Genomic DNA, 19,781 nt, shown 5'->3' with positions numbered 1-19,781 from the left:
GTCCACTCCCCTTCAAATCCTCTAATGGAACAAATTACCTAAAAAACCGCGGCCCCCCTTATGGGTTGAGTCGCCACGCAGGGCCGCCAGCTTTTCGAGAATTTCCCGTTCCTCATTGCTGATCCGCGTGGGAATTTCAATTTGCACCGTAATCAGATGATCGCCCCGCTGGCTGGGGTTCCCCAGGCGAGGCACGCCCTTGCCTTCCAGGGTTAACACCGTGCTGGGTTGGGTTCCGGCCGGAATTTCCAGCGCCTCCGTGCCATCGATCGTTTCCACCTCGATCGTGGCCCCCAAAATAGCCTGCAAATAGCTCACGGACAGTTCCGACAGAATATTGATGCCATCTCGTTGGAACTGTTCCTCCTCATTCACAAACAGGTAAACGTAAAGATCCCCAGGCGGGCCGCCGGCCTTGCCTGCGTCGCCTTCGTTGGAAACCCGCAGTCGCGTGCCGTTGTCTACCCCGGCTGGGATGGAGATTTTAAGCTTTTTGGTAACCTGTTTAGTGCCGCGGCCGCCGCAGTCGGTGCATTTGTCCTCAATCACCTGACCCGTACCGTTACAGGTCGGGCAAACGGACACTTGTGCAAAACTGCCGAAGGGCGTGCGGGTGGCTCGGCGCACCTGGCCCGAACCGCCACAGGTGCCACAGGTTTTGGGGCTGGTTCCCGGCTTGGCTCCAGAACCGTTGCAGGTGTTGCAGGTTTCCAGATGGCTAATCCGGATTTCCTTTTCCCCGCCAAAGATGGCTTCCTTGAAGTCCAGGCGCAAATCTAGGCGGAGATCATCCCCACGCACCGGCCCGCTGCGTCGTCGGCCACCCCCTGGCCCCCCGACCCCGCCGGTTCCGGCAAACCCCCCAAAGAAGGTCTCGAAAATGTCGGCGAAGCCCCCCATATCGCCCACACCAAAATCGCTGAAGCCTGGCCCCCCGGCGGCTCCCGACACACCGGCTTCACCAAAGCGATCGTACCGGGCCCGCATTTCTGGCTCCGAGAGCACTTCGTAGGCTCGGTTAATTTCCTTAAACCGCTCTTCTGCTCCCGCTTCTTTGTTCACGTCGGGGTGATACTTCCGAGCTAACCGACGGTAGGCTCGCTTAATTTCGTCCTTATCTGCGTCGCGAGATACGCCGAGAGTCTCGTAGTAATCAGCCATAGCGCGATTTCAATCGGTGTGTGGGTGGTTAGGGGCAACTCCAACAGACGAAACTTAACAAAAGGGGGTGTAACGCTGCAACTGGCGAGGGGGCGTAATTGCCGTCTATGGATCAGGGGGGTTACGAAGGCCCGTTTTTGCAGGTTGGCCTTGACGGTTGACTGTTGGAATAGGTCGGAGCTTGATCGGAAATTGATCGAGACTGGCGCGATCGGGCGTTTAGTCTTCGATCGCCTCGTAGTCGGCCGCAATCGTGGAGTCATCGTATTCCGAATCGTCATCGTCCGGTAACTCAATGCCCAAATCCGTGAGGGCGATCGAGGCGATCGGGGACGGCGGATCCACACTCAATTCCGGCATCGCCAGGCTATTCCCATCCCCATTGGCCAACAGGTTCACCGCAGGCGCAGCAGGGGTGACCGCCGGAACTGGGCTGGGGACACTGACAGGCGCGGGACTGGCGGCCACGGGAGTCACGGGCGGCGGCGTGACCGGGGTGGGGGCGATCGGGGGGGAGCTGAATGCTGAACTGGTCGGCCCCGTCACGGAAGGAGCAGGAGCGGGGGATGGGAATTGTGGGGAAGATGGGGGCTTGTTGGCAGCTTCCGAACTCTGATAAGCCCGTTTACCCACCGAGAGCAGGGATTCCTGAAGTGCATTGAACGCCGATTGCAAATCCTCAAAGCGTGCTTCTGGATCGCTATCCAATCGCCCAAGGGTGTCGGCCTGGGTTTTCAGCACTTGGCGCAACGAATCATCGATCAAATCGGCATTACTTTGGAGCGCCGATTCATAGCTATACATCAGGCCATCAATCTGGTTTTTCAGATCCACGCGCTGCCGTCGGCTGCGATCGAGATCTGCAAATCTTTCCGCATCCTGCCGCATCCGCTCCACTTCTTCCGTGGACAGGCCACCAGTATTGGTGATGCGAATACTTTGCCTTTGGCCCGTGCCCTTGTCCACGGCGGAGACCTTGAGGATCCCGTCAGCGTCGATTTCAAAGGAGACTTCGATTTGTGGCAGGCCGCGGGGGGCGGGGGGAATGCCGGTCAGCAGGAACCGGCCAAGGCTCTTGTTGTCGGCAACCATGGCCCGCTCCCCTTGGGCCACATGGATTTCCACGGAGGTTTGACCATCGATCGCGGTGGAGAAGACTTGCGATCGGCAGGTGGGAATTGGGGTGTTGCGATCGACAATCCGCGTAAACATGCCCCCCAGCGTTTCCAACCCCAAGGACAGGGGAGTCACATCTAGCAACAGCAGGTTTTGCACTTCGCCGCCCAAGACCCCCGCTTGGATGGCGGCCCCCAGGGCCACGGCCTCATCGGGGTTCACGGAGCGATCGGGCTGACGACCCGCAAACCGGGCACTGACAGCCTGTTGAACGGCGGGAATGCGGGTGGAACCACCGACCAAAATGATGCGATCGATCTGATCGGGCGAAAGACCCGAGTCCCGCATGGCTTGATCCACCGGGTCGAGCGTGGCCTGCACCAAGTGTGCCACCAGTTCTTCAAACTTGGTGCGGGTCAGCTCCATTTCCAAATTCTTCGGCCCCGTTTCGTCGGCGGTGATGAACGGCAGGTTCAGGGAGGTGGTGGGGGAGCCGGACAGTTCAATTTTGGCCCGCTCTGCCGCTTCTCGCAGGCGCTGGAGGGCCATTTTGTCTTCGAGCAGGTCAATACCCTCGATCGCCTTGAACTCTTCGATCGCCCAGCTAATGATGCAGTTATCAAAGTCATCGCCCCCCAGGTGGTTATTCCCGGCCGTGGCCTTCACTTCAAAAACCCCATCCCCCAGTTGCAGCACCGACACATCAAATGTGCCGCCGCCCAGGTCAAACACCAGCACCGCCCGATCGACATCCTGCTTATCCACGCCGTAGGCCAAAGCCGCCGCCGTTGGTTCATTCACGATCCGCAGCACTTCCAGCCCCGCAATCTGGCCCGCGTCTTTCGTGGCCTGGCGCTGGGCATCGGTGAAATAGGCAGGAACCGTGATCACCGCTTGGGTGACCGCCTCCCCCAGGTAGGACTCCGCGTCCTGCTTCAGCTTGTTCAGCACCATGGCAGAAATCTGCTGGGGCGTGTAGGACTGGTCGCGAATTTTCACATCCACGGTCTCATCCCGTCCGGCCACGCAGGTGTAGGGCATGACGCGCCGCTCGGAATCGGTTTCGTTCCAGCGACGACCGATAAAGCGCTTAATGCTGAAAACCGTATTTTCGGCGTTGGTGACCGCTTGCCGTTTCGCCATTTCCCCTACAAGTCGTTCGCCTCCCTTGCCAAACCCGACGATGCTGGGCGTGGTGCGGGCCCCCTCCGAGTTGGGAATGACGATCGCTTGGCCGCCTTCCAGAACGGCGACGCAGCTATTGGTTGTGCCAAGATCGATCCCGATAACTTTTCCCATAGTTTTCAACTCAATGGCAGCAGCGGTTCGATCATCCCCAATAATTGCAAGATTGATCGATACCTGATCAATACCCAGGCAGTTTCCATCGGCCTTCATATTGACCGGTTTTTGGAACAAACGCACCGCAACCAGGCGATGGATGGTTCAAAACTCAATTTCTAGAACTTAAATTTTTAGAACTTAAATTTCTAGAACTCAAATTTTTGAGAACCCCAACGGTCAGAACCCAAATTTCTAGAACAAGCTGCTAGAACGAATTGCCAGGTAGAGTCAATGACGAAGCTAGGCTGAAGAGGAGGCCACCACATCAGCACTGAACCCGGAACCATACCCAGAGTCGTTGGGCCAGGGACTGGGACGATCGATTCACCGATCACTAACCGATCACCGAGGCGATCGCCCCAGGGCCATCGCTGAATCATCATTGACCCCGGGCCCAACGGGTGCGCCATTGCTCATCCGGCGGCCCTTAGGACTCAGAGGCGGCCTGGTCGTTGTCCTCAGACGCTACCACAGGCTCACCGGGAGCGGCAACTTTCACCATGGCATGGCGCAACACCCGATCGCCCAACAGATAACCATCCTGCAACTGCTCCAGCACCGTGCCTTCCGGGTGCTCATTGGACGGCTCCCGCATCACCGCCTCATGCAAATTCGGGTCAAATTCTTGGCCTTCGGGGCGCATTTTCACCACCCCTAGCCGCTTCAGGCTGTCCACCAATTGGCGATAGATGCCTTGATAGCTCTTGTGCAGATTCAATTCCCCATCGGTTTGGGGCTTGATGAACGATCGGGCCCGCTCAAAGTTATCAATAACGGACAACAGCTCGCGGATCGTATCGCAGCGAATCCGCAACTCCAATTCCTCGCGCTCTTTGGCGGTGCGGCGGCGGAAGTTCTCAAAGTCAGCCGTTAAACGCATGTGCTGGCTGGTGCGATCGTCCAGTTGCCCCTTCAAGCCCTCAATTTCCCGCAACAAATCCGCCACCTGCGGCCCATGGGTTCCTTCGGCTGCCGGTTCTTCCAACTCAGACAAGTCCAGATCGTCCAGGGTGGCCGGTGCTTCCTCGGTGGCGCTGGTTTCGGGGGTAGCGGCTTCGGGGGTCGGGGTTTCGGTGGCCGGGGTTTCGACTGCCGCTTCGGGGGCCGGGGCATTCACCGAGGCATTGTCTTCCGCCAGGTTTTCTTCAGGGCTGTAGGTCATTGGTTCCTCGCTAGCAGTGATCACAGTTGAGTTTTTGTTGAGTTCTTGTTGAGTTTTGACAATCAACAGTCCAACAACGGTCAAATTTCCTGACCTGTGCAAATTGGCCAAATCGGGGCGATCGCCCGTGGGTAGCCCTCACCACTCCAGTGCTCGCTGGAGTGCAGATGGCCCATCACCCACTTGTCCCGCAGGGCTGCCCGGACAGTGACCCGCACAGGCTCAACCTATGTTAGAACGCCACCCGACCGAATCGAACATTTCCCGCCCTGGCCCCTGCCTCCGATGCGAGCTTTCCCGAGACCTTTAGCTTAGGATTGATTTGGTTTTGATCCATTGGCTTTGCCTGACCCGCCAACCAACCCTGAAGCCGGCCCGAGAACAGGCTCGAAACCATAGACCAAAACTCAAAACCATGGCCCAAAAACCAATCAGTGTCAATGCCTTCTATTTCTAAGGATCCAGCTTCAGGATCCAGCTTCGATCCTGAAGCTGCATGGCTGTGGGCTGTTGTTTTAGGGAGGTAGACCGGGGTATACCTTGGTCATGCTGGAGCTGAGTTAGACCCTGTAGCTGAATTGATTGCCCGTCCGTTTCGCTTCTCGCGCCCGATCGCCCGATCGATGCGCCTTCGATCCCGCTAGGTGTCACCTGCTATGACAAACTCCATAAACCGGCGCGCCCTGGTTGTCCAAAGCAATTTTTCGCCCTTCGGTAACAAACTTGTGCAGTCGGGCTATGTGGATCCCGACCAAATGAGCCGCGCTTTGGCTGAACACCGCCAGTCGGGCCGGCCGCTGATGGAAGTGCTGGCAGCGATCGCCGGCAAAGAAGTGCCACCGGAATTGGTGCGCCAGTACAAAAAGCAACTGCTGTTTGAACTCAAAATTCTCCACGGGGTTGAGGCGATCGACCCGGAAATTGAAGAGGTGTCCGCAGCCCAGGTGGAGCAATGCATTGAAACCCTGATTCCGGTGGATGTTTGCCGTCGCTATCGGTTGCTGCCCCTGGGGCGGGCCCAACGGGGCGACTCGCCGGCCATGATGGTGGCCATGGCTGACCCGGACAACCTGGACGCGCTGGACGATTTGAATCGCATCCTGCGGCCCCAAAACCTGGCCCTGATTCGGCGGGTGATTGCCCCCGAAGATTACCAGGCGATCATTAGCCAATACCTAGACGAAGCGGCTCGCAAGTCCCAACAGGCTTCCCGCCAAACTTCCGCCGCCGTCAGTTTCGATGAGTCGGATTTGCAGAACCTCGAAGCCATGCAAATGGAAGAGGCTTCCGACGAATTGGAGACGGACGACCTGGCCAGCTCCATGAACGATGCGGAGTCGGGGCCGATCGTCAACCTGGTGAATAAGGTCTTGATTAAGGCCCTGCAAGACGGCGTTTCGGATATTCACGTGGAACCCCAAGAGGAAGAAATGCGGATTCGGTTCCGCAAAGATGGGGTGCTGCAAGAGGTGTTCCGGCTCCCGAAAAAGGTGGTTCCGGCCGTAACTTCCCGGTTCAAGATCATTTCCAACCTGGACATTGCCGAACGACGGGACACCCAGGATGGGCGGATTCGCCGGGTCTTTGAAGGGCGGAAAGTGGACTTTCGGGTCAATGTGCTGCCCAGTCGCTACGGCGAAAAGATCGTGTTGCGGATTTTGGATAACTCCTCAACACAACTGGGGCTGGATAAGCTGATTGGTCGGCCAGAATCGTTGCAGTTGGTGCGGGAGATGGCCAGCCGCCCCTTTGGGTTGATTTTGGTGACGGGGCCGACGGGTTCCGGGAAGTCCACCACGCTCTATTCAATTTTGGCGGAACGGAACGACCCGGGCATTAACATCAGTACCGCTGAAGACCCGATCGAATATGCCTTGCCCGGGATTACCCAGGTGCAGGTGATTCGGGAGAAGGGGCTCGACTTTTCGCGGATTCTACGGGCATTCCTGCGCCAAGACCCGGATGTGATTCTGGTGGGTGAGACGCGGGACAAGGAAACAGCCAAAACGGCGATCGAGGCGGCCCTCACGGGTCACTTGGTGTTAACCACCCTGCACACCAACGACGCATCCGGGGCGATCGCCCGTTTGGATGAAATGGGCGTGGAGCCTTTCATGGTGGCGGGGGCCCTGTTGGGCGTGGTGGCCCAGCGGCTGATGCGGCGCGTGTGTAGCGAATGCCGCGTTCCCTACACCCCCACGCCCGAAGAGTTGGCCCGCTATGGCATGAGCGCCAACCAAGAATCCCATCTGACCTTCTACAAAGCCAATGTGGTGTCGCCCGATGAGCGCAAGGCCCTGGGCGAAATGGGCAAACTTTGTCCCAAGTGTGGCGGTGTGGGCTATAAGGGCCGTTGCGGGGTTTATGAGGTGTTGCAAGTGACGGAAACCTTGCAAAATCTGATTACCCAAGGGGCCCCGACCGATCGCATCAAAGAAGCCGCCGTTGAAGAAGGGATGGTCACTCTGTTGGCCTACAGTCTGGATCTGGTGCGAGAAGGGCTGACCACCTTTGAGGAAGTGGAACGGGTCACCTTTACCGACACCGGGCTAGAAGCGGAGTTGAAAGCCAAACGCAAGAGCGCTCTCACCTGTCGCACCTGCGCGGCAGAACTCCAGCCAGATTGGATGGACTGTCCCTATTGCCTCACGCCTCGATTTGAAGAGCCGTTGGTGACCGGTCGCTAGCTTTTGGCGATCGCCCATGAATGGCGTGCAGGTGGGCAGGGCATCCAGTCTTGATACGATCGCCCGCACAATTGGGCATCCTCAGGCCAAGTTCACGGCTGAACTCACGGCTAACCGTATCCCCAGTTCCGATGGTTCGCGCTGGTTTGCCCCGTTTAGACTCTTCAAACCCCGCCAGCCTTTCGGGTTCTTCAAGCGTTGTGATTGCGATCGAACCCCATTCGATCGACCCTTCATTCAACCCCTATTCGACCTAACCTCACTCGACAGGAGTAGCGACCATGCCACTGGATTACATGATCGAAGACGTGATGGAATCGCTGATCGAACAAGGCGGCTCCGACATGCATATCCAAGCCGGTGCGCCCATCTATTTTCGGATTAGCGGCAAACTGACCCCCCAACCGCAATTTGGCGAAGTCCTCGACTCCCAGGACTGCCAAAAGCTGATTTTCAGTATGCTCAACAACAACCAGCGGAAAGACCTGGAGCAAAACTGGGAATTGGACTGCGCCTATGGGGTGAAGGGCCTGTCGCGGTTTCGGGTGAATGTCTATCGCGAGCGGGGCTGCTGGGCCGCCTGTTTGCGGGCCCTGGCTTCCCAAATTCCCAACTTTGAAAAACTCGGTTTGCCCCAGGTGCTGCTGGAGATGGCGGAGCGGCCCCGGGGCATGGTGCTGATCACGGGACAAACGGGATCCGGCAAAACCACCACCCTGGCCGCCTGCCTGGACTACATCAACCGCACCCGCGCGGAGCATGTCCTAACGGTGGAAGACCCGATCGAGTATGTGTTCCCGAACATGAAAAGCCTGTTCCACCAGCGGCAAAAGGGCGAAGACACCAAGAGTTTTGCCAACGCCCTAAAGGCAGCGCTGCGGGAAGACCCGGATATCATCCTGGTGGGGGAAATGCGGGACTTGGAAACCATTTCCTTGGCCATCTCCGCCGCTGAAACCGGTCACTTGGTTTTCGGAACCCTGCACACCAACTCCGCCGCCGGGACGATCGACCGGATTTTGGACGTGTTCCCCCCCATCCAACAGCCCCAAGTCCGAGCCCAGATGGCCAACTCCCTCGTGGGGGTTTGCTCACAAAACTTGGTCAAGAAAGTTGGGGGCGGTCGCTGTGCAGCACACGAAATTATGCTGAATACCCCCGCTGTGGCGAACCTGATTCGGGAGGGCAAAACCTCGCAAATCTATTCCACCATTCAAATGGGTGGTAAGCAGGGGATGCAAACCATGGAATCTTGCCTGGCCAAGCTATACCAAGAAAACAAGATCACCTACGAAGATGCCCTGGGTAAAAGCTCCAAGCCCGACGAGCTACAGCGGTTGTTGGGCGGCAAGGTCGGCGCTGGTCGCTAGGCACGCCGCATCACTGCGACATCACTAATGCGACACAACCGATCGGGTGGATAACCGATCAACCCATGGCAACGGACGGGGCGCGATCGCTCGGTAAACCCCCAGGGCGATCGCCCCCATCCCCAGCCCGATTGCCTCCCACCCCTGCCGCCACCCCTGGCCACAGACCCTCGACAGAATTCTTAGGACTCACGTAGTTTGAGCAGCGCCCTATGGCTAAATTCATCGCCACCATCGCTGGCCCCGACGGCAAAGGCAAGCGCGAAGTTGTTGAAGCAGAAAGCATCAACGGGGCGCGCAATAAACTGATTGCCGCTGGGTTTAGCCAAGCCCAAATCCGCGATCTCAAGGAACAGAAAAGCGGCCTAGACATTGACCTCGCTAGTCTCACGGCCAGCGTGACCGTAAAGGATTTGGCTGTGTTTTCTCGGCAATTTTCCGCCATGTTCAATGCGGGCATTGCCATGGTGAAATGTTTGGATATTTTGAGCAATCAATGTGAAAATCCCAAACTGAAAAAAGCCCTATTTAAAATCAATGCTGATGTGCAAGAAGGGGAAACCCTGTCTTCTTCGCTGAAACGACACGGCGACATCTTCAGTAAGCTCTATTGCGCCATGGTGGAAGCGGGTGAAATTGGGGGGGTGCTCGATGAAGTGCTCACCCGACTGGCAACCCTGCTGGAAAATGCCGCCCGGCTACAAAACCAAATTAAGTCCGCCATGTCCTATCCCTCAACGGTGGGATCTTTGGCGGTCATTATCTTTTTGGGAATGACCATTTTCCTGCTGCCAACCTTTACGGGAATTTTCGATAAGTTGGGAGCTGAATTGCCGGCGTTCACGCAAATCATGATTAATATCAGTGAATTTTTGCGTGGCCCCACCTTCCCCGACGATGATCCCAAGGGGCGCAAGAATTTCTATGTGGTGTTTTTGGTCATTGCTTTGGTTGCCGGCAAAGTTGTCTATGACCTGTGGTATAAAACACCGGCTGGCAAGCGCCAAATGGATGCCGTTTTTCTGAAGTTGCCGATTTTTGGAGACATCATTCAGAAAAGCTCGGTGGCTAGTTTTTGCCGCACCTTTGGGACATTGACGCGATCGGGTGTGCCGATTATTCAAGCCCTCGAAATTTGTAAAGATACCGCCGATAACCAGGTGGTTTCGGATGCGGTGGCTTCCTCCATTACCGAAATTCAAGGTGGGGGAACAATCAGTGCGGCGATCGAGCGATATAAAGTCTTCCCGGCCATGGCCATTCAGATGATGATGATTGGTGAGGAAACCGGGGAACTCGACAAAATGTTGATGAAGGTGGCGGACTTCTATGAAGATGAAGTGGAGCAAGCGATCAAGGGTCTAACCAGTATGTTGGAGCCGTTGATGATTGTGGTGATTGGGGGGATGGTTGGTTCGATTCTGTTGGCGATGTATTTGCCCATCTTTGCGGTAATGGATGCGATTAAGTAGTGCTGCAAGGCAACACTATTAACCATCAAAATTCCAAGGCAAAGCGATCGATCATCAAAACTTCCGGTGAATTTTTCGCGGGCGAATTCTTCTCAGATCAGCTTTTCTCAGGCAAACTTTTCTCAGGCGAATTTTTCCAGCGATCGAGTGAGCAGTAGCATCAGCGAGGCAGCCTATGTCCATAAAGTCTGCGGACTATGAGGAAATTCTGGCGACTTATAGTGGGCGGCAGGCGGCGATCGAGCTGCTGCGGGAATATCGGCCCTACTTGGAACTGTTGCCCAGTATGCGGCGGCCCCTGGACAGCACCGTGGTGATTACGTTGCCGTTGGCGCGGATCGATCCCGATGTGTTGGAAATGACCCAACTGGCCGAGGTGGCCGATGTGAGCCGATCGCGCCGTCGCCATTCGATCGAGTCCGAGCGATCGACCAACAAGCCGGGCCGACAGGCGGTGCGGTTGCCCTGCGAGATTGCCCTCCTGATGTGCGATCCCGAGTGGCAGGTGACCACGGGCGTGGCGGTGTTTGTGTTTGTGCATCGGCCCAATGAGGATTTTTATGGGCTGATGAGTCGCTGGCGACAGACGCAATTGCTGCTCGATCGGGATTATGAATGGGTGATGCCTCTGGCTTACCGGCATGTGGTGGGCGATCGGGCCGATCGGATCTATCCGCTGTTTTTGCTGTCGGAGCGATCGCCCGAACGATTGCAACGGGGCTTGAAGGGCGCAACCTTACCCTATGTGGTTTGTCCAACCCAGGCGGAACCCCCTGCCCGATTCGATCTTCAGGCCGACCATACCCCCGCTCCCACCACCGATCTGACCCGCGAAACGCCCCATCCGGGCCCGGGGCGATCGGCCCGCGATGCCCAACCCACCTCTGATCCAGAGCTGGAAGGCGATCTTTGGGTTTAGTGAGGGTCACTGATCGTTTTCTTTGGGGCCAATTCGGTCTTAGGCAACGACTGAGACCCGGATTGGGCCCGGTATCCAATCGGTTGCTTTTGTACCTTGAGTGGCATTGGGCGACACAGCGCCGTTTTCAGCGTGATCGTATAATGCCAAAGCCATCCCACAAGGCTGGCCATCCCCTCCCCACAGCGTTTAGCTAGGTTAACGATGGACTTGCTGGAGTATCAGGCAAAAGCCCTGTTTGCCGCCATGGGCATTCCGGTGCTGCCTTCCCAACCGATCGCCAGCTTGCAGGAATTGCGGGAATTGAAGATTCCCTACCCGATCGCCCTGAAATCCCAAGTGCGGGCCGGGGGGCGGGGGCGTGCTGGTGGGATCCGGTTCGCCAGCAACACGATCGACGCGGTGGCCGCCGCCCAAGCCATTTTCAGCTTGCCGATCGGGGGGGAATGTCCTGCGTTGCTGTTGGCGGAGGCCAAATATAACGTGGAGCAGGAGTTTTATCTGGCGGTGGCGCTGGATGACAACGCCCGGCGGCCGGTGCTGCTGGGATCCACCCAAGGGGGGATGGATGGCAAGCTTTCCGCCGGTACGGTGCATCAAGTGTTGGTGGATGGGGAATTTTCGCCCTTCTATGCCCGCCGTTTGGTGCTGAAGATGGGGCTGCGGGGCGACTTAGTGCCTTCCGTCAGCGAGATTGTGGAGCGGATGTATGCCCTGTTTGTCCAAAATGATTTGGATTTGGTGGAAATCAATCCCCTAGGGGTCGATCGCGCCGGGGGACTGATGGCCCTGGACGGCAAAGTCACCGTGAACGACAGTGCGATCGATCGCCACACGGAGTTGAAATGCTTGCTCAACGGCGTAGTGATGCCGCCCAGCCTCAAGCCCGTTTGGATTGAGGGCGGAACCGCGCCCACTCCGGCGGCCAATGCGGCCCATGGTGCTCAGGGGGCCGTGAACGGTCAGGGCAGCAATTCCACCAATGGCGATCGCAGCAAAAAGAACGCCAGCGCCTCGATCGGGATTGTTTGCAATGGCATGGGGCTAACCCTAGCGGCCTTGGATCTGGTTTGTCGCTTTGGGGGCAACGTGGCCGGGTTCATCAATGTGGGCTGGACCGTGGGCGGTGGCCGCCCCGAAACCCTAGAAGAGCGCCTCGAACAGGCCTTAGCTAGCCTCAGCAGTCCGCACCCCATGCGGGTGGTGCTGCTGGATCTGTTGGGCAGTGCCATCACCCTGGATGGCGTTTTGGCAGTCATTCACCAGTATGCCAAGCGCCATGGTTGGTGGCGACAGGAAACCCAACCGATGGAGGAACTACCACAACCCCTCACAACCACCCGCAGTGAAGGGGACTTGGCTGTGAATAGTTTGGCTAATAATTTGGCCCTGAATAAGGGACGGGGCCCCGCGATCGTGCTGCGGGTGTTGGGAGAACCCAGTGATGAAACGCGCGAGTTAATTGAAAGCTTGCCGATTTCCCTAGCTGACAGCCTCGAAGCCGCCGCAAAACTGACGGCCGTTTTAGCCAGTGCTCCTCAGGCTTAGGGAACTGGTTGAAATGGAGAATAGCGGACTCGAACCGCTGGCCTCTGCGGTGCGATCGCAGCGCTCTACCAACTGAGCTAATTCCCCGAGGCAATTGGCGTATCGGACATGGTAGCACCAATCGGCGGTTCGGGCCGTTCCCGACCGGAAAAAAGCCGCTGCACCCGATCGAGATCCAAGGTATTCAAAAAATCCACCACCCAATCGGCCCGGCGATGCACCATTTGGAATGGGTGACTAGTGGCCACGCCCACCACTTGCATTCCAGCAGCCTTGGCCGCCGCAATCCCCGGATAGGTGTCTTCGATCGCCAAACAATCTTGGGGTTGTAGATCCGGCCGATCGAGCTGCGATCGCAACTGGGCCACCGCTTGCAAATAACCATCGGGAGCGGGTTTGCTCTCTAGGCCCAGATCACCCGTAATCAGCACGCTAAAGAACGATCGCAGCCCCGCCCGACTCAAAACCGTCTCCACCTCCGCCGCCAGGGCCCCGGTCACAATCCCCATGGGCAAACCCAAGGTGCGCACTCGGCTGCAAAAATCCACCACGCCCGGATAGATCGGCAGTTGGGGCAAGTGGGCCAGGCGATCGAGATACAGTTGCGACTTCCGGGCCACCAACCGATCGAGCGTGTCATCATCCACCATCCGCCCCCGCCGCGCCAGCAGATCCCGCAAACAGGCCCGATCGCTCCGGCCCAAACAGACCTCGCGGAATTCCTCCGAATCCGGCCGCAAATTTTCACTCAGCAACATCTCTTGCAGAAGTTGCGCGTGCAGCGGTTCGTCATTGATGATCGTGCCGTTAAAGTCCAGCAGAATTGCTTTGAGGGTCATGGGCAATTGGGCAAACAACGGCCAACGGAGCCATTACCGATTCCCAACTCGGAGCTGGATCCTCGGTGCGGATTTGAGTCCTGAATCTTGGGAACGGGAATTGCGTCCTAAAAGTTTAGCGCCAAACCAGTACCCAACCGTTGAACACCAAAGACCAGGGCCCGATCGCCCGCCCCCTAGCGAGCCGCCGCCCCCAACAGCCGGGGTCGATCGCGCCGTCGCACCCGTTGCCACTGTTCCCGCAAAGCCGCCACATCCGCCGGCCGATCGCCATAGCGCCAATCGCTGTAGGCCCCGGCCACCGCCGCCAACAGAGCCAGGCGATCGCCCGCGCCGGGGCCGCCCCCCTGCTGGGCGAGCCACTGTTCATAGGCGGCCACATATTCCAACGGGGTTTGCCAAGGATAGGCGGGGCAGTCTTCCGCTAGCCAATCGCGCACCTCCTGATACAACGCGGCGATCGGGGCTAACCGAGCCAATCGCCGTCGCCGTTGCCAATTGTGCCAACCCAACCACCCCAACCACAGGGCCCCGCCCACCACCAAGGCCAGGGCGATCGCCGCCAAGATGCCCGTCCAGCCCCCCGTTAACAAACCCAGCAACCGACCCACCAGCGCCAGCAGCCCCCCCAACAACCCTGAAATCACCCCATCCAGCCAATTGCGCAGGGGCGTGGGCAACCAACCGGCCACCCAAGCCCAGAGTTTTTCCAGGGTGCTGAAGGTTTCATTTTTCTCGATCGAGGGCGGAATCAAGGGATGGCCAGGAATCGGGTCAAAGCTATACCAGCCATACCCGGGAAAATAAACCTCCGTGATCAAATGGGCATCGGTGTTGTAAACCTCGTATAGGCCGGTGAAAGGATTGAACCGACCCGGCGCAAACCCGGCCGCCACCCGTGCCGGAATCCCCAAACTCCGCAACATCAGGGTGAGGGTAGTGGGGAAATGGTCGGGATAGCCCCCTTGATACTGAAACAAAAAGCGATCGACCAAATCTTCACCCGCAGCCGGTGGCGGCAAGTCCGGTTGCACGGTGTAGGTTTGCTTCAGGGCTTGGGCTAAGAACAGCGCCTGCTCATACGCGTCATTGCGGGCATTGGGAGCCTTCGCGAGTAACTCTTGGGCCCGTTGTTGCAACTTGGGCCGCAGGGCCGCGGGCACATCGAGGTAATAGTTCCGAATGAAGGGGGGATAGGTGCGGCGGGCCTGGCGCAGTCGGGTGCGATCGCGGTAGGCCACTTGGGAGATGACCGAGTAGGTTAACCCCTCATCCAAAATGCGGGGCGATCGAATGCTGCCTTCCTTGTCGATCGCAATCCCTCGAGTCGGAAAAAACAGCTCCGTCGGTTGGGCCAGGGTGGGAATCAGGTTCGGCAGGGCCGAAAGCACCGTGTAGCTTTGCACCACCTCTTCAATTTGGGCCCGAGTTGGCTCCGGCGGAATCACAAAGCGATAGGACCAATCGGGCCGCACCAGGCTTTGGGTATCGTCATTGCGGGAAATTTCCCATCCGCGGCCGGTGTAGCGATCGAACCCCAACACTCGCCAAAAGCCCGGCGACTGCGATCGCACCCGCATCACCAAGGTGGGAACCAGTTGCCCCTGAAGGGTTTGATCGATCGTGCTGCTAAAGCCGTAATAGAACGTGTTGTCCGTTTGGCCGCGGCCTGCGCCGCTGGTTCCCCCGAGGGCTTGGCCATCTTGCCCATAACCGGGATTGCGAATCGATGCAGACTGATCCCGATTATCAAACATCTGATCCATCAAATTGGGCGGGGCCGTCACCGGGAACTGGCGCAGTTGGTAGCCCGGAAAACGCGGCAGCAGAGCAAAGACCACCATCCCCAAAACCGCCACCACCCCAAACAGCCGCGCCATCTGACCGGGCCGAATTAGCCCCGTGAGGGTGCGCCAATCCCGATCGCCCGGTTCCAAACCCAGGCGCGATCGATAGTCCAACACCAACATCGGCAGCGCCACCCCCACAAAGGCCACCAACACGGGCGCAAACAACATGGTTTGGCTGAGGGTTCCGGCCACCCCCATCAGAATCAGCCCGATCAGCATCGAGTAGCCCAAATCCTTGCGCCGGGGCAAGTCGAAGCAATGGAGCACTTGCAAATGGATCAGCAGTTCCGCCAAAACCAGGCGCGTATCGCCCAAATTGCCCAGGAGCGATCGAAAGAAAACAGCCAAGGCCACCAGCATTCCCGCCGCGATCGCCAGTTGCGCCCCCAGGTTGCGCCGCCGCCGTTGTCGCCAACTCCAGTAGGCCCCACCAAAGCTGAGGGGAATGGCCCACCAACTGGTTTGGGTGCCAGCGGCCACATCGGTGGCCAAAATCCCGATCGCCACCAAAATTTGCACCAAAATTCGCAGGGCGATCGACTCTTCCGGTTGCGGCCGGGGTTGATTTTGCCAAGTTTGCAGCCGTTGCCACCAAGCCTTCCTTGCCGCTTCCGAAACCATGCCTGTTCCCCGGTCTTGCTTCAGCTATTCCCAGGATAATAGGTTGGCCAAAGATCCCCAGATCCTCAACCGGTCGATGCTCAAGATCTTCAACCAAAGGGTTTCGATCGGTCGGGTTTCAATCGGTTGAACTTTGATTCGATCAATCACAGGCACAATCACGATCGCGATCATGACCACGATCGCAACCCCCATCAAAGGGCAATTTCAGGGGTTGGCTCGCGCGATCGCAACTCCGACGGCCCCGAGTCGGTTCCAGGGGGCACAGGGGCCGGCGTTTCTTCCGAGGCCGAGTTGGCTTCCGGATTGGGCCAGGGACTCGATCGCCGCCGCACATAGAGATAGGCCGTCATTCGGCCGCGCCCCTTCACCGGTAAATTAGACCAGCGCTCGAACTCGTAATGATCCTTCAGGTAGGCATAGGTTGCCTCGGTCACCTGAATTTTGCCGGGAATCCCCTGGGACTCCATTCGACTGGCCACATTTACCGTGTCGCCCCAAAGGTCATAGCTAAATTTTTTGATGCCAATCACGCCGGCCACCACCGCCCCCGTGTTGATGCCAATTCGCAAGGCCAGGGGCAGCCCCGTTTCTCGCCGCAGTTGATTAATTTCCCGGCGCATGGCGATCGCCATTTCCATGATGGTGAGGGCATGGTCAGGCCGCGGCACGGGAATTCCGCCGGCCACCATGTAGGCATCCCCGATCGTTTTAATTTTTTCGAGGCCAAACTCTTCGGCTAATCGATCGAACGCCGAAAAAATTCGATTCAACAATTGCACCAACTCCAAAGGCGGCAACTGCACCGAAAGGGGCGTGAAATCCACAATATCGGCAAATAAAATCGTGGCTTCTTCAAACCGATCGGCGAGGATTTCGTTTTCCATCGCCAACCCATCCCCCCTTGCCAGGCGATCGACAATGGCTTGGGGCAACACATTCAACAGCAACTTTTGCGTGCGGCTTTGCTCCTCGCGCAGGGCCGATTCCATTTGCCGCCGCTCCCGCACTTCCCGATCGAGCAAAAAGAGCTGATCTTGCAATAACTCCGCCTGTCGTCGCAAACGCTTTTGCAAACTGGCGGCCAACAGGGCGGGCCCCCGAAACAACGTGAGATTGCGGGCCCGCTCATGGAGTCGATCGAGCCGACTGCGATCCAAATGCAATCGAATGCGCGCCAAAGCCTCCGCCGGTTCCAAGGGCAACAGCAAATAGTCCGCCGCCCCCGCCGCAAACAACGCGCCCCGATCGAGTTGCCCCGCCGCCCCCACCAGCACGATCGGGGTGTTTTGGTAAGGGGCCGCCGATCGCAACTGATGGCACAGTTCCAAGGCCGCCAACTCCGGCCAAGACCCCACCAACACCAAAAGCGGCTGGAGCCGAGCGGCCGCCGCCATCAACTCATCCAAACTCGCGGGGCAATGGGCTTCGCACCCTAACTCCACCGCCACCTGGGCCAAGGCCTGAGCCAACTCCCGATCGGCAATGCCAATCAGAATTGGGCTACCGGAGGCAACCACAGCCGAGCTTGTCGTTGGAGCATTCACAATAATCGCAGCGCCATGCGGCCGAAAACGATGCAGCCTGTCGTAACCATCAGTTACTAGGTAGGGGCTACAACTCCGCACAGACCAAATCCGCCTCAAACCGGAGATTCAGAGGAAATTGCCCCCAAAATCCCGGTATTTCGTGGTCAAAATTCGGTAAATGATGACAACCGACCGCCACAGCGGCGATCGCCCCCCCAAAAGACAGACTGCGTGACAATACGCCGATTAAAGATGCACCAACGGTTTAGCTCCCTGAGGCCGCACTGTGGCATCAAGCAACCTTCAGCTCAGGGTTTTGAGCCAAAAGTATCTTGAGCCTTGAGCCAGCAACAAAGCTGCTGCGATCGTATCAAAATTCCCCCGAATCCAGGTTTCCTGGGCCCCACAAACCCCCACCGGGCGATCGCAGGCTCCGTTGGCATAATGAGACCAACCGCGATCGTGAGGACTAACCGATGATTGCCCAACCCACCCCCACTACGATCACGCCAGGGATTCAGCCCCCACCGATCGACTATCCCGACAGCGATGGCCAGCCCATGGCAGATAACACCAAGCAATTTCAATGGATTCAGACCATTCAAAGCAATCTCGCCGCCATCTTTACCAACGATCCGCAAGTTTTTGTGGCGGGCGATTTGCTCTGGTATCCGGTGGAAGGGGACAACAAAACCCGCCAAGCGCCCGATGTGATGGTGGTGTTTGGGGTTTCCAAGGGCGATCGGGGTTCCTACAAGCAATGGTGTGAAAACAACATTGCGCCCCAAGTGGTGTTTGAGATTTTGTCGCCGGGCAATCGCTTTGGGGAAATGCTGAAAAAGCAGGCGTTTTATGACACCTACGGCGTTGAGGAATATTACATCTACGATCCCGATCGCCATGACCTGAGCATTTTGGGGCGATCGGAACGAGGCGATTTGCAGCTCCGGGGCGATCGCGCAGACGATTGGGTGAGTCCCCGGCTCGGCATTCGGTTCCAAATGGGCGAAGACACCCTCACCCTGTTTCGGCCGGACGGTCAGCCCTTTTCGACCCTGGCGGAAGAAATCCAACGCACCGAACAAGAACGCCAACGGGCCGAGGAAGCAAACCAACGGGCCGATCGCCTGGCGGCCAAGCTACGGGAGTTGGGCATCGATCCCGAGGCGATCGAGTCGGATTGATTGGGTTATGGCGATTATCCAGCGGCGAAATCAGTCAGGCGGCGGCGATAGGGCGATTGAAAACCCAACACGATATCGGTTTTGGGAACACCGAGGGCGAGTAATTCGGTGGCGATACCCAGTTCGGTGCCATCGCGTTCAATCCAGATTTTGCCGTCCTGCAACGTGACGTAGATGATGCAGCCAAATACTCGCTTGGAACCATCCCAACCAAGGTGTAGCAGTTGGTAGCGATCGCGCTCGGTGTCAAAAATTAGTTGTAGGTCGGTTTCACCCCGGCTCAATCCTTTGGTGGTGTGCCGTTTCAGCACATCTTGGATCAGTTGGCTGTAGTTCATTCCTTCCATAGCAAGTCGGATTGATTGGTTTATGGCGGGTCGGGGGTGATCCAATCCGTGAGCGATCGCCCCAGGTAGGCTTCCAAAAAGGCGCGGGCGGCGGCGGGTTCGATCGCCTCTAGGGCTGCCACGATCGCTGGAATTGCGTCGGCTTGGGGATCTTGGGTTTCGTTGAACCAATAATGCACGGTCGATCGGGCAATGCCCATGGTGACGGCGAGCCGGTTTTGGCTGATGCCGTAGTCTTGCAACGTTTGTTTGAGTGCTTTTCCTGCTCGCGCCATGCCCCCAATGGTCTCAAAGGGGGGCGATCGGGTAAATGTTCATAGTTATGAGCAGGTGCAGTATGATCAGAGATGTTCATGATTACGAACATTCGGAAACCTATGAACTCTCAAGCAAGTGACGATGGCCCGGTACTGGAACGCTTAAACCGCCTGGACGATCGCTGTAATCGGATCATCCTGGTTGGTCAGGGCGAGTGGATTGAGCAATTGATCAAAACGTTGCACCTGTGCGGTGTGGGGGAGCCGATTTTGTGGAGTCCGGCTGTCCCCACCGGCCAGGGTGAGCAACGGGTGCGTATTTTGGCGCGATCTCGTCTGTAGCGATCGCGTTGGGCTTGGGTAGGGTGCATGGGA

The 19,781-nt window shown here is 57.7% G+C and carries 20 protein-coding genes and 1 tRNA gene; 9 read left to right on the top strand and 12 right to left on the bottom strand.

The window, feature by feature from the left end; genetic code table 11:
• Positions 1–21: 21 nt before the first annotated feature.
• A complete protein-coding gene (gene dnaJ, locus AC2IAX_RS01100) occupies positions 22–1,161 on the bottom strand; it encodes a molecular chaperone DnaJ (RefSeq protein WP_393014601.1) in 1,140 nt (379 codons plus the stop codon).
• A 219-nt stretch (positions 1,162–1,380) separates the two neighbouring features.
• Positions 1,381–3,522 (bottom strand): molecular chaperone DnaK, encoded by a 2,142-nt coding sequence (dnaK, locus tag AC2IAX_RS01095; protein ID WP_494390457.1) that lies wholly within the window; start codon positions 3,520–3,522, stop codon positions 1,381–1,383.
• On the opposite strand from dnaK, the gene AC2IAX_RS01090 reads away from it, so the two are divergent.
• Entirely contained in the window at positions 3,406–3,741 is a 336-nt protein-coding gene (locus AC2IAX_RS01090) for a hypothetical protein (RefSeq protein WP_494390462.1), read from the top strand. The genes dnaK and AC2IAX_RS01090 overlap by 117 nt on opposite strands.
• 307 nt (positions 3,742–4,048) lie before the next feature.
• Here AC2IAX_RS01090 and grpE read toward each other — a convergent pair whose 3' ends face one another.
• Both grpE and AC2IAX_RS01080 read right to left on the bottom strand, forming a co-directional pair.
• Positions 4,049–4,846: a nucleotide exchange factor GrpE gene (gene grpE / locus AC2IAX_RS01085; protein ID WP_494390456.1), complete on the bottom strand. Its 798-nt coding sequence runs from the start codon at positions 4,844–4,846 to the stop codon at positions 4,049–4,051.
• 17 nt (positions 4,847–4,863) lie between these two features.
• Positions 4,864–5,001: a hypothetical protein gene (locus AC2IAX_RS01080; protein WP_494388949.1), complete on the bottom strand. Its 138-nt coding sequence runs from the start codon at positions 4,999–5,001 to the stop codon at positions 4,864–4,866.
• Between the two features lie 438 nt (positions 5,002–5,439).
• Here AC2IAX_RS01080 and AC2IAX_RS01075 point away from each other — a divergent pair, with 438 nt between their 5' ends.
• A complete protein-coding gene (locus AC2IAX_RS01075) occupies positions 5,440–7,470 on the top strand; it encodes a GspE/PulE family protein (protein WP_494388948.1) in 2,031 nt (676 codons plus the stop codon).
• Between the two features lie 281 nt (positions 7,471–7,751).
• A complete protein-coding gene (locus tag AC2IAX_RS01070) occupies positions 7,752–8,840 on the top strand; it encodes a type IV pilus twitching motility protein PilT (protein ID WP_099532084.1) in 1,089 nt (362 codons plus the stop codon).
• A 58-nt stretch (positions 8,841–8,898) separates the two neighbouring features.
• Here the strand turns inward: AC2IAX_RS01070 and AC2IAX_RS01065 are convergent, their stop codons facing one another.
• Complete coding sequence (locus AC2IAX_RS01065) at positions 8,899–9,033, bottom strand: hypothetical protein (protein ID WP_494388947.1); 135 nt, start codon at positions 9,031–9,033, stop codon at positions 8,899–8,901.
• Positions 9,034–9,052: 19 nt separating this feature from the next.
• On the opposite strand from AC2IAX_RS01065, the gene AC2IAX_RS01060 reads away from it, so the two are divergent.
• From AC2IAX_RS01060 to AC2IAX_RS01045, 4 genes are all read left to right on the top strand, one after another.
• Entirely contained in the window at positions 9,053–10,312 is a 1,260-nt protein-coding gene (locus AC2IAX_RS01060) for a type II secretion system F family protein (RefSeq protein ID WP_494388946.1), read from the top strand.
• Positions 10,313–10,378: 66 nt separating this feature from the next.
• Positions 10,379–10,513 (top strand): pentapeptide repeat-containing protein, encoded by a 135-nt coding sequence (locus AC2IAX_RS01055; RefSeq protein ID WP_494388945.1) that lies wholly within the window; start codon positions 10,379–10,381, stop codon positions 10,511–10,513.
• On the top strand, positions 10,488–11,231 hold the full coding sequence (locus AC2IAX_RS01050; RefSeq protein WP_494388944.1) for a hypothetical protein: 744 nt from the start codon (positions 10,488–10,490) through the stop codon (positions 11,229–11,231). The genes AC2IAX_RS01055 and AC2IAX_RS01050 overlap by 26 nt, the downstream gene beginning before the upstream one ends.
• Positions 11,232–11,435: 204 nt before the next feature.
• Positions 11,436–12,779 carry an ATP-grasp domain-containing protein gene (locus tag AC2IAX_RS01045; protein WP_494388943.1) on the top strand — a complete coding sequence of 448 codons (1,344 nt, stop codon included), beginning with the start codon at positions 11,436–11,438 and terminating at the stop codon, positions 12,777–12,779.
• Between the two features lie 14 nt (positions 12,780–12,793).
• On the opposite strand, the gene AC2IAX_RS01040 is transcribed toward AC2IAX_RS01045, so the two are convergent.
• The 5 genes from AC2IAX_RS01040 to AC2IAX_RS01020 form a co-directional block, all read right to left on the bottom strand.
• A tRNA-Ala gene (locus tag AC2IAX_RS01040) sits at positions 12,794–12,866 on the bottom strand.
• Complete coding sequence (locus tag AC2IAX_RS01035; protein ID WP_494388942.1) at positions 12,857–13,618, bottom strand: HAD family hydrolase; 762 nt, start codon at positions 13,616–13,618, stop codon at positions 12,857–12,859. Before AC2IAX_RS01035 ends, AC2IAX_RS01040 begins: the two co-directional genes overlap by 10 nt.
• 176 nt (positions 13,619–13,794) lie before the next feature.
• Positions 13,795–16,089, bottom strand: coding sequence for a transglutaminase TgpA family protein (locus tag AC2IAX_RS01030; RefSeq protein WP_494388941.1), 2,295 nt, complete (start codon positions 16,087–16,089; stop codon positions 13,795–13,797).
• 194 nt (positions 16,090–16,283) lie between these two features.
• Positions 16,284–17,636: an adenylate/guanylate cyclase domain-containing protein gene (locus AC2IAX_RS01025; protein WP_494388940.1), complete on the bottom strand. Its 1,353-nt coding sequence runs from the start codon at positions 17,634–17,636 to the stop codon at positions 16,284–16,286.
• 67 nt (positions 17,637–17,703) lie between these two features.
• Positions 17,704–17,856 carry a hypothetical protein gene (locus AC2IAX_RS01020; RefSeq protein WP_494388939.1) on the bottom strand — a complete coding sequence of 51 codons (153 nt, stop codon included), beginning with the start codon at positions 17,854–17,856 and terminating at the stop codon, positions 17,704–17,706.
• Between the two features lie 238 nt (positions 17,857–18,094).
• Between AC2IAX_RS01020 and AC2IAX_RS01015 the strand changes: the two genes are divergently transcribed.
• Complete coding sequence (locus tag AC2IAX_RS01015) at positions 18,095–18,802, top strand: Uma2 family endonuclease (RefSeq protein WP_494388938.1); 708 nt, start codon at positions 18,095–18,097, stop codon at positions 18,800–18,802.
• 14 nt (positions 18,803–18,816) lie between these two features.
• Here AC2IAX_RS01015 and AC2IAX_RS01010 read toward each other — a convergent pair whose 3' ends face one another.
• Complete coding sequence (locus AC2IAX_RS01010; protein WP_494388937.1) at positions 18,817–19,149, bottom strand: XisI protein; 333 nt, start codon at positions 19,147–19,149, stop codon at positions 18,817–18,819.
• 20 nt (positions 19,150–19,169) lie between these two features.
• The gene (locus tag AC2IAX_RS01005; RefSeq protein WP_099533679.1) at positions 19,170–19,424 is read right to left on the bottom strand and encodes a helix-turn-helix domain-containing protein; all 255 of its coding nucleotides are present in this window, start codon (positions 19,422–19,424) and stop codon (positions 19,170–19,172) included.
• A 102-nt stretch (positions 19,425–19,526) separates the two neighbouring features.
• Between AC2IAX_RS01005 and AC2IAX_RS01000 the strand changes: the two genes are divergently transcribed.
• Complete coding sequence (locus AC2IAX_RS01000) at positions 19,527–19,748, top strand: hypothetical protein (RefSeq protein ID WP_494388936.1); 222 nt, start codon at positions 19,527–19,529, stop codon at positions 19,746–19,748.
• Positions 19,749–19,781: the final 33 nt, after the last annotated feature.

Source organism: Limnothrix sp. HT2024 (genome assembly GCF_059138625.1).
The sequence above is the reverse complement of the archived record's forward strand: the minus strand, read 5'-3'. Positions and strand labels throughout refer to the sequence as shown.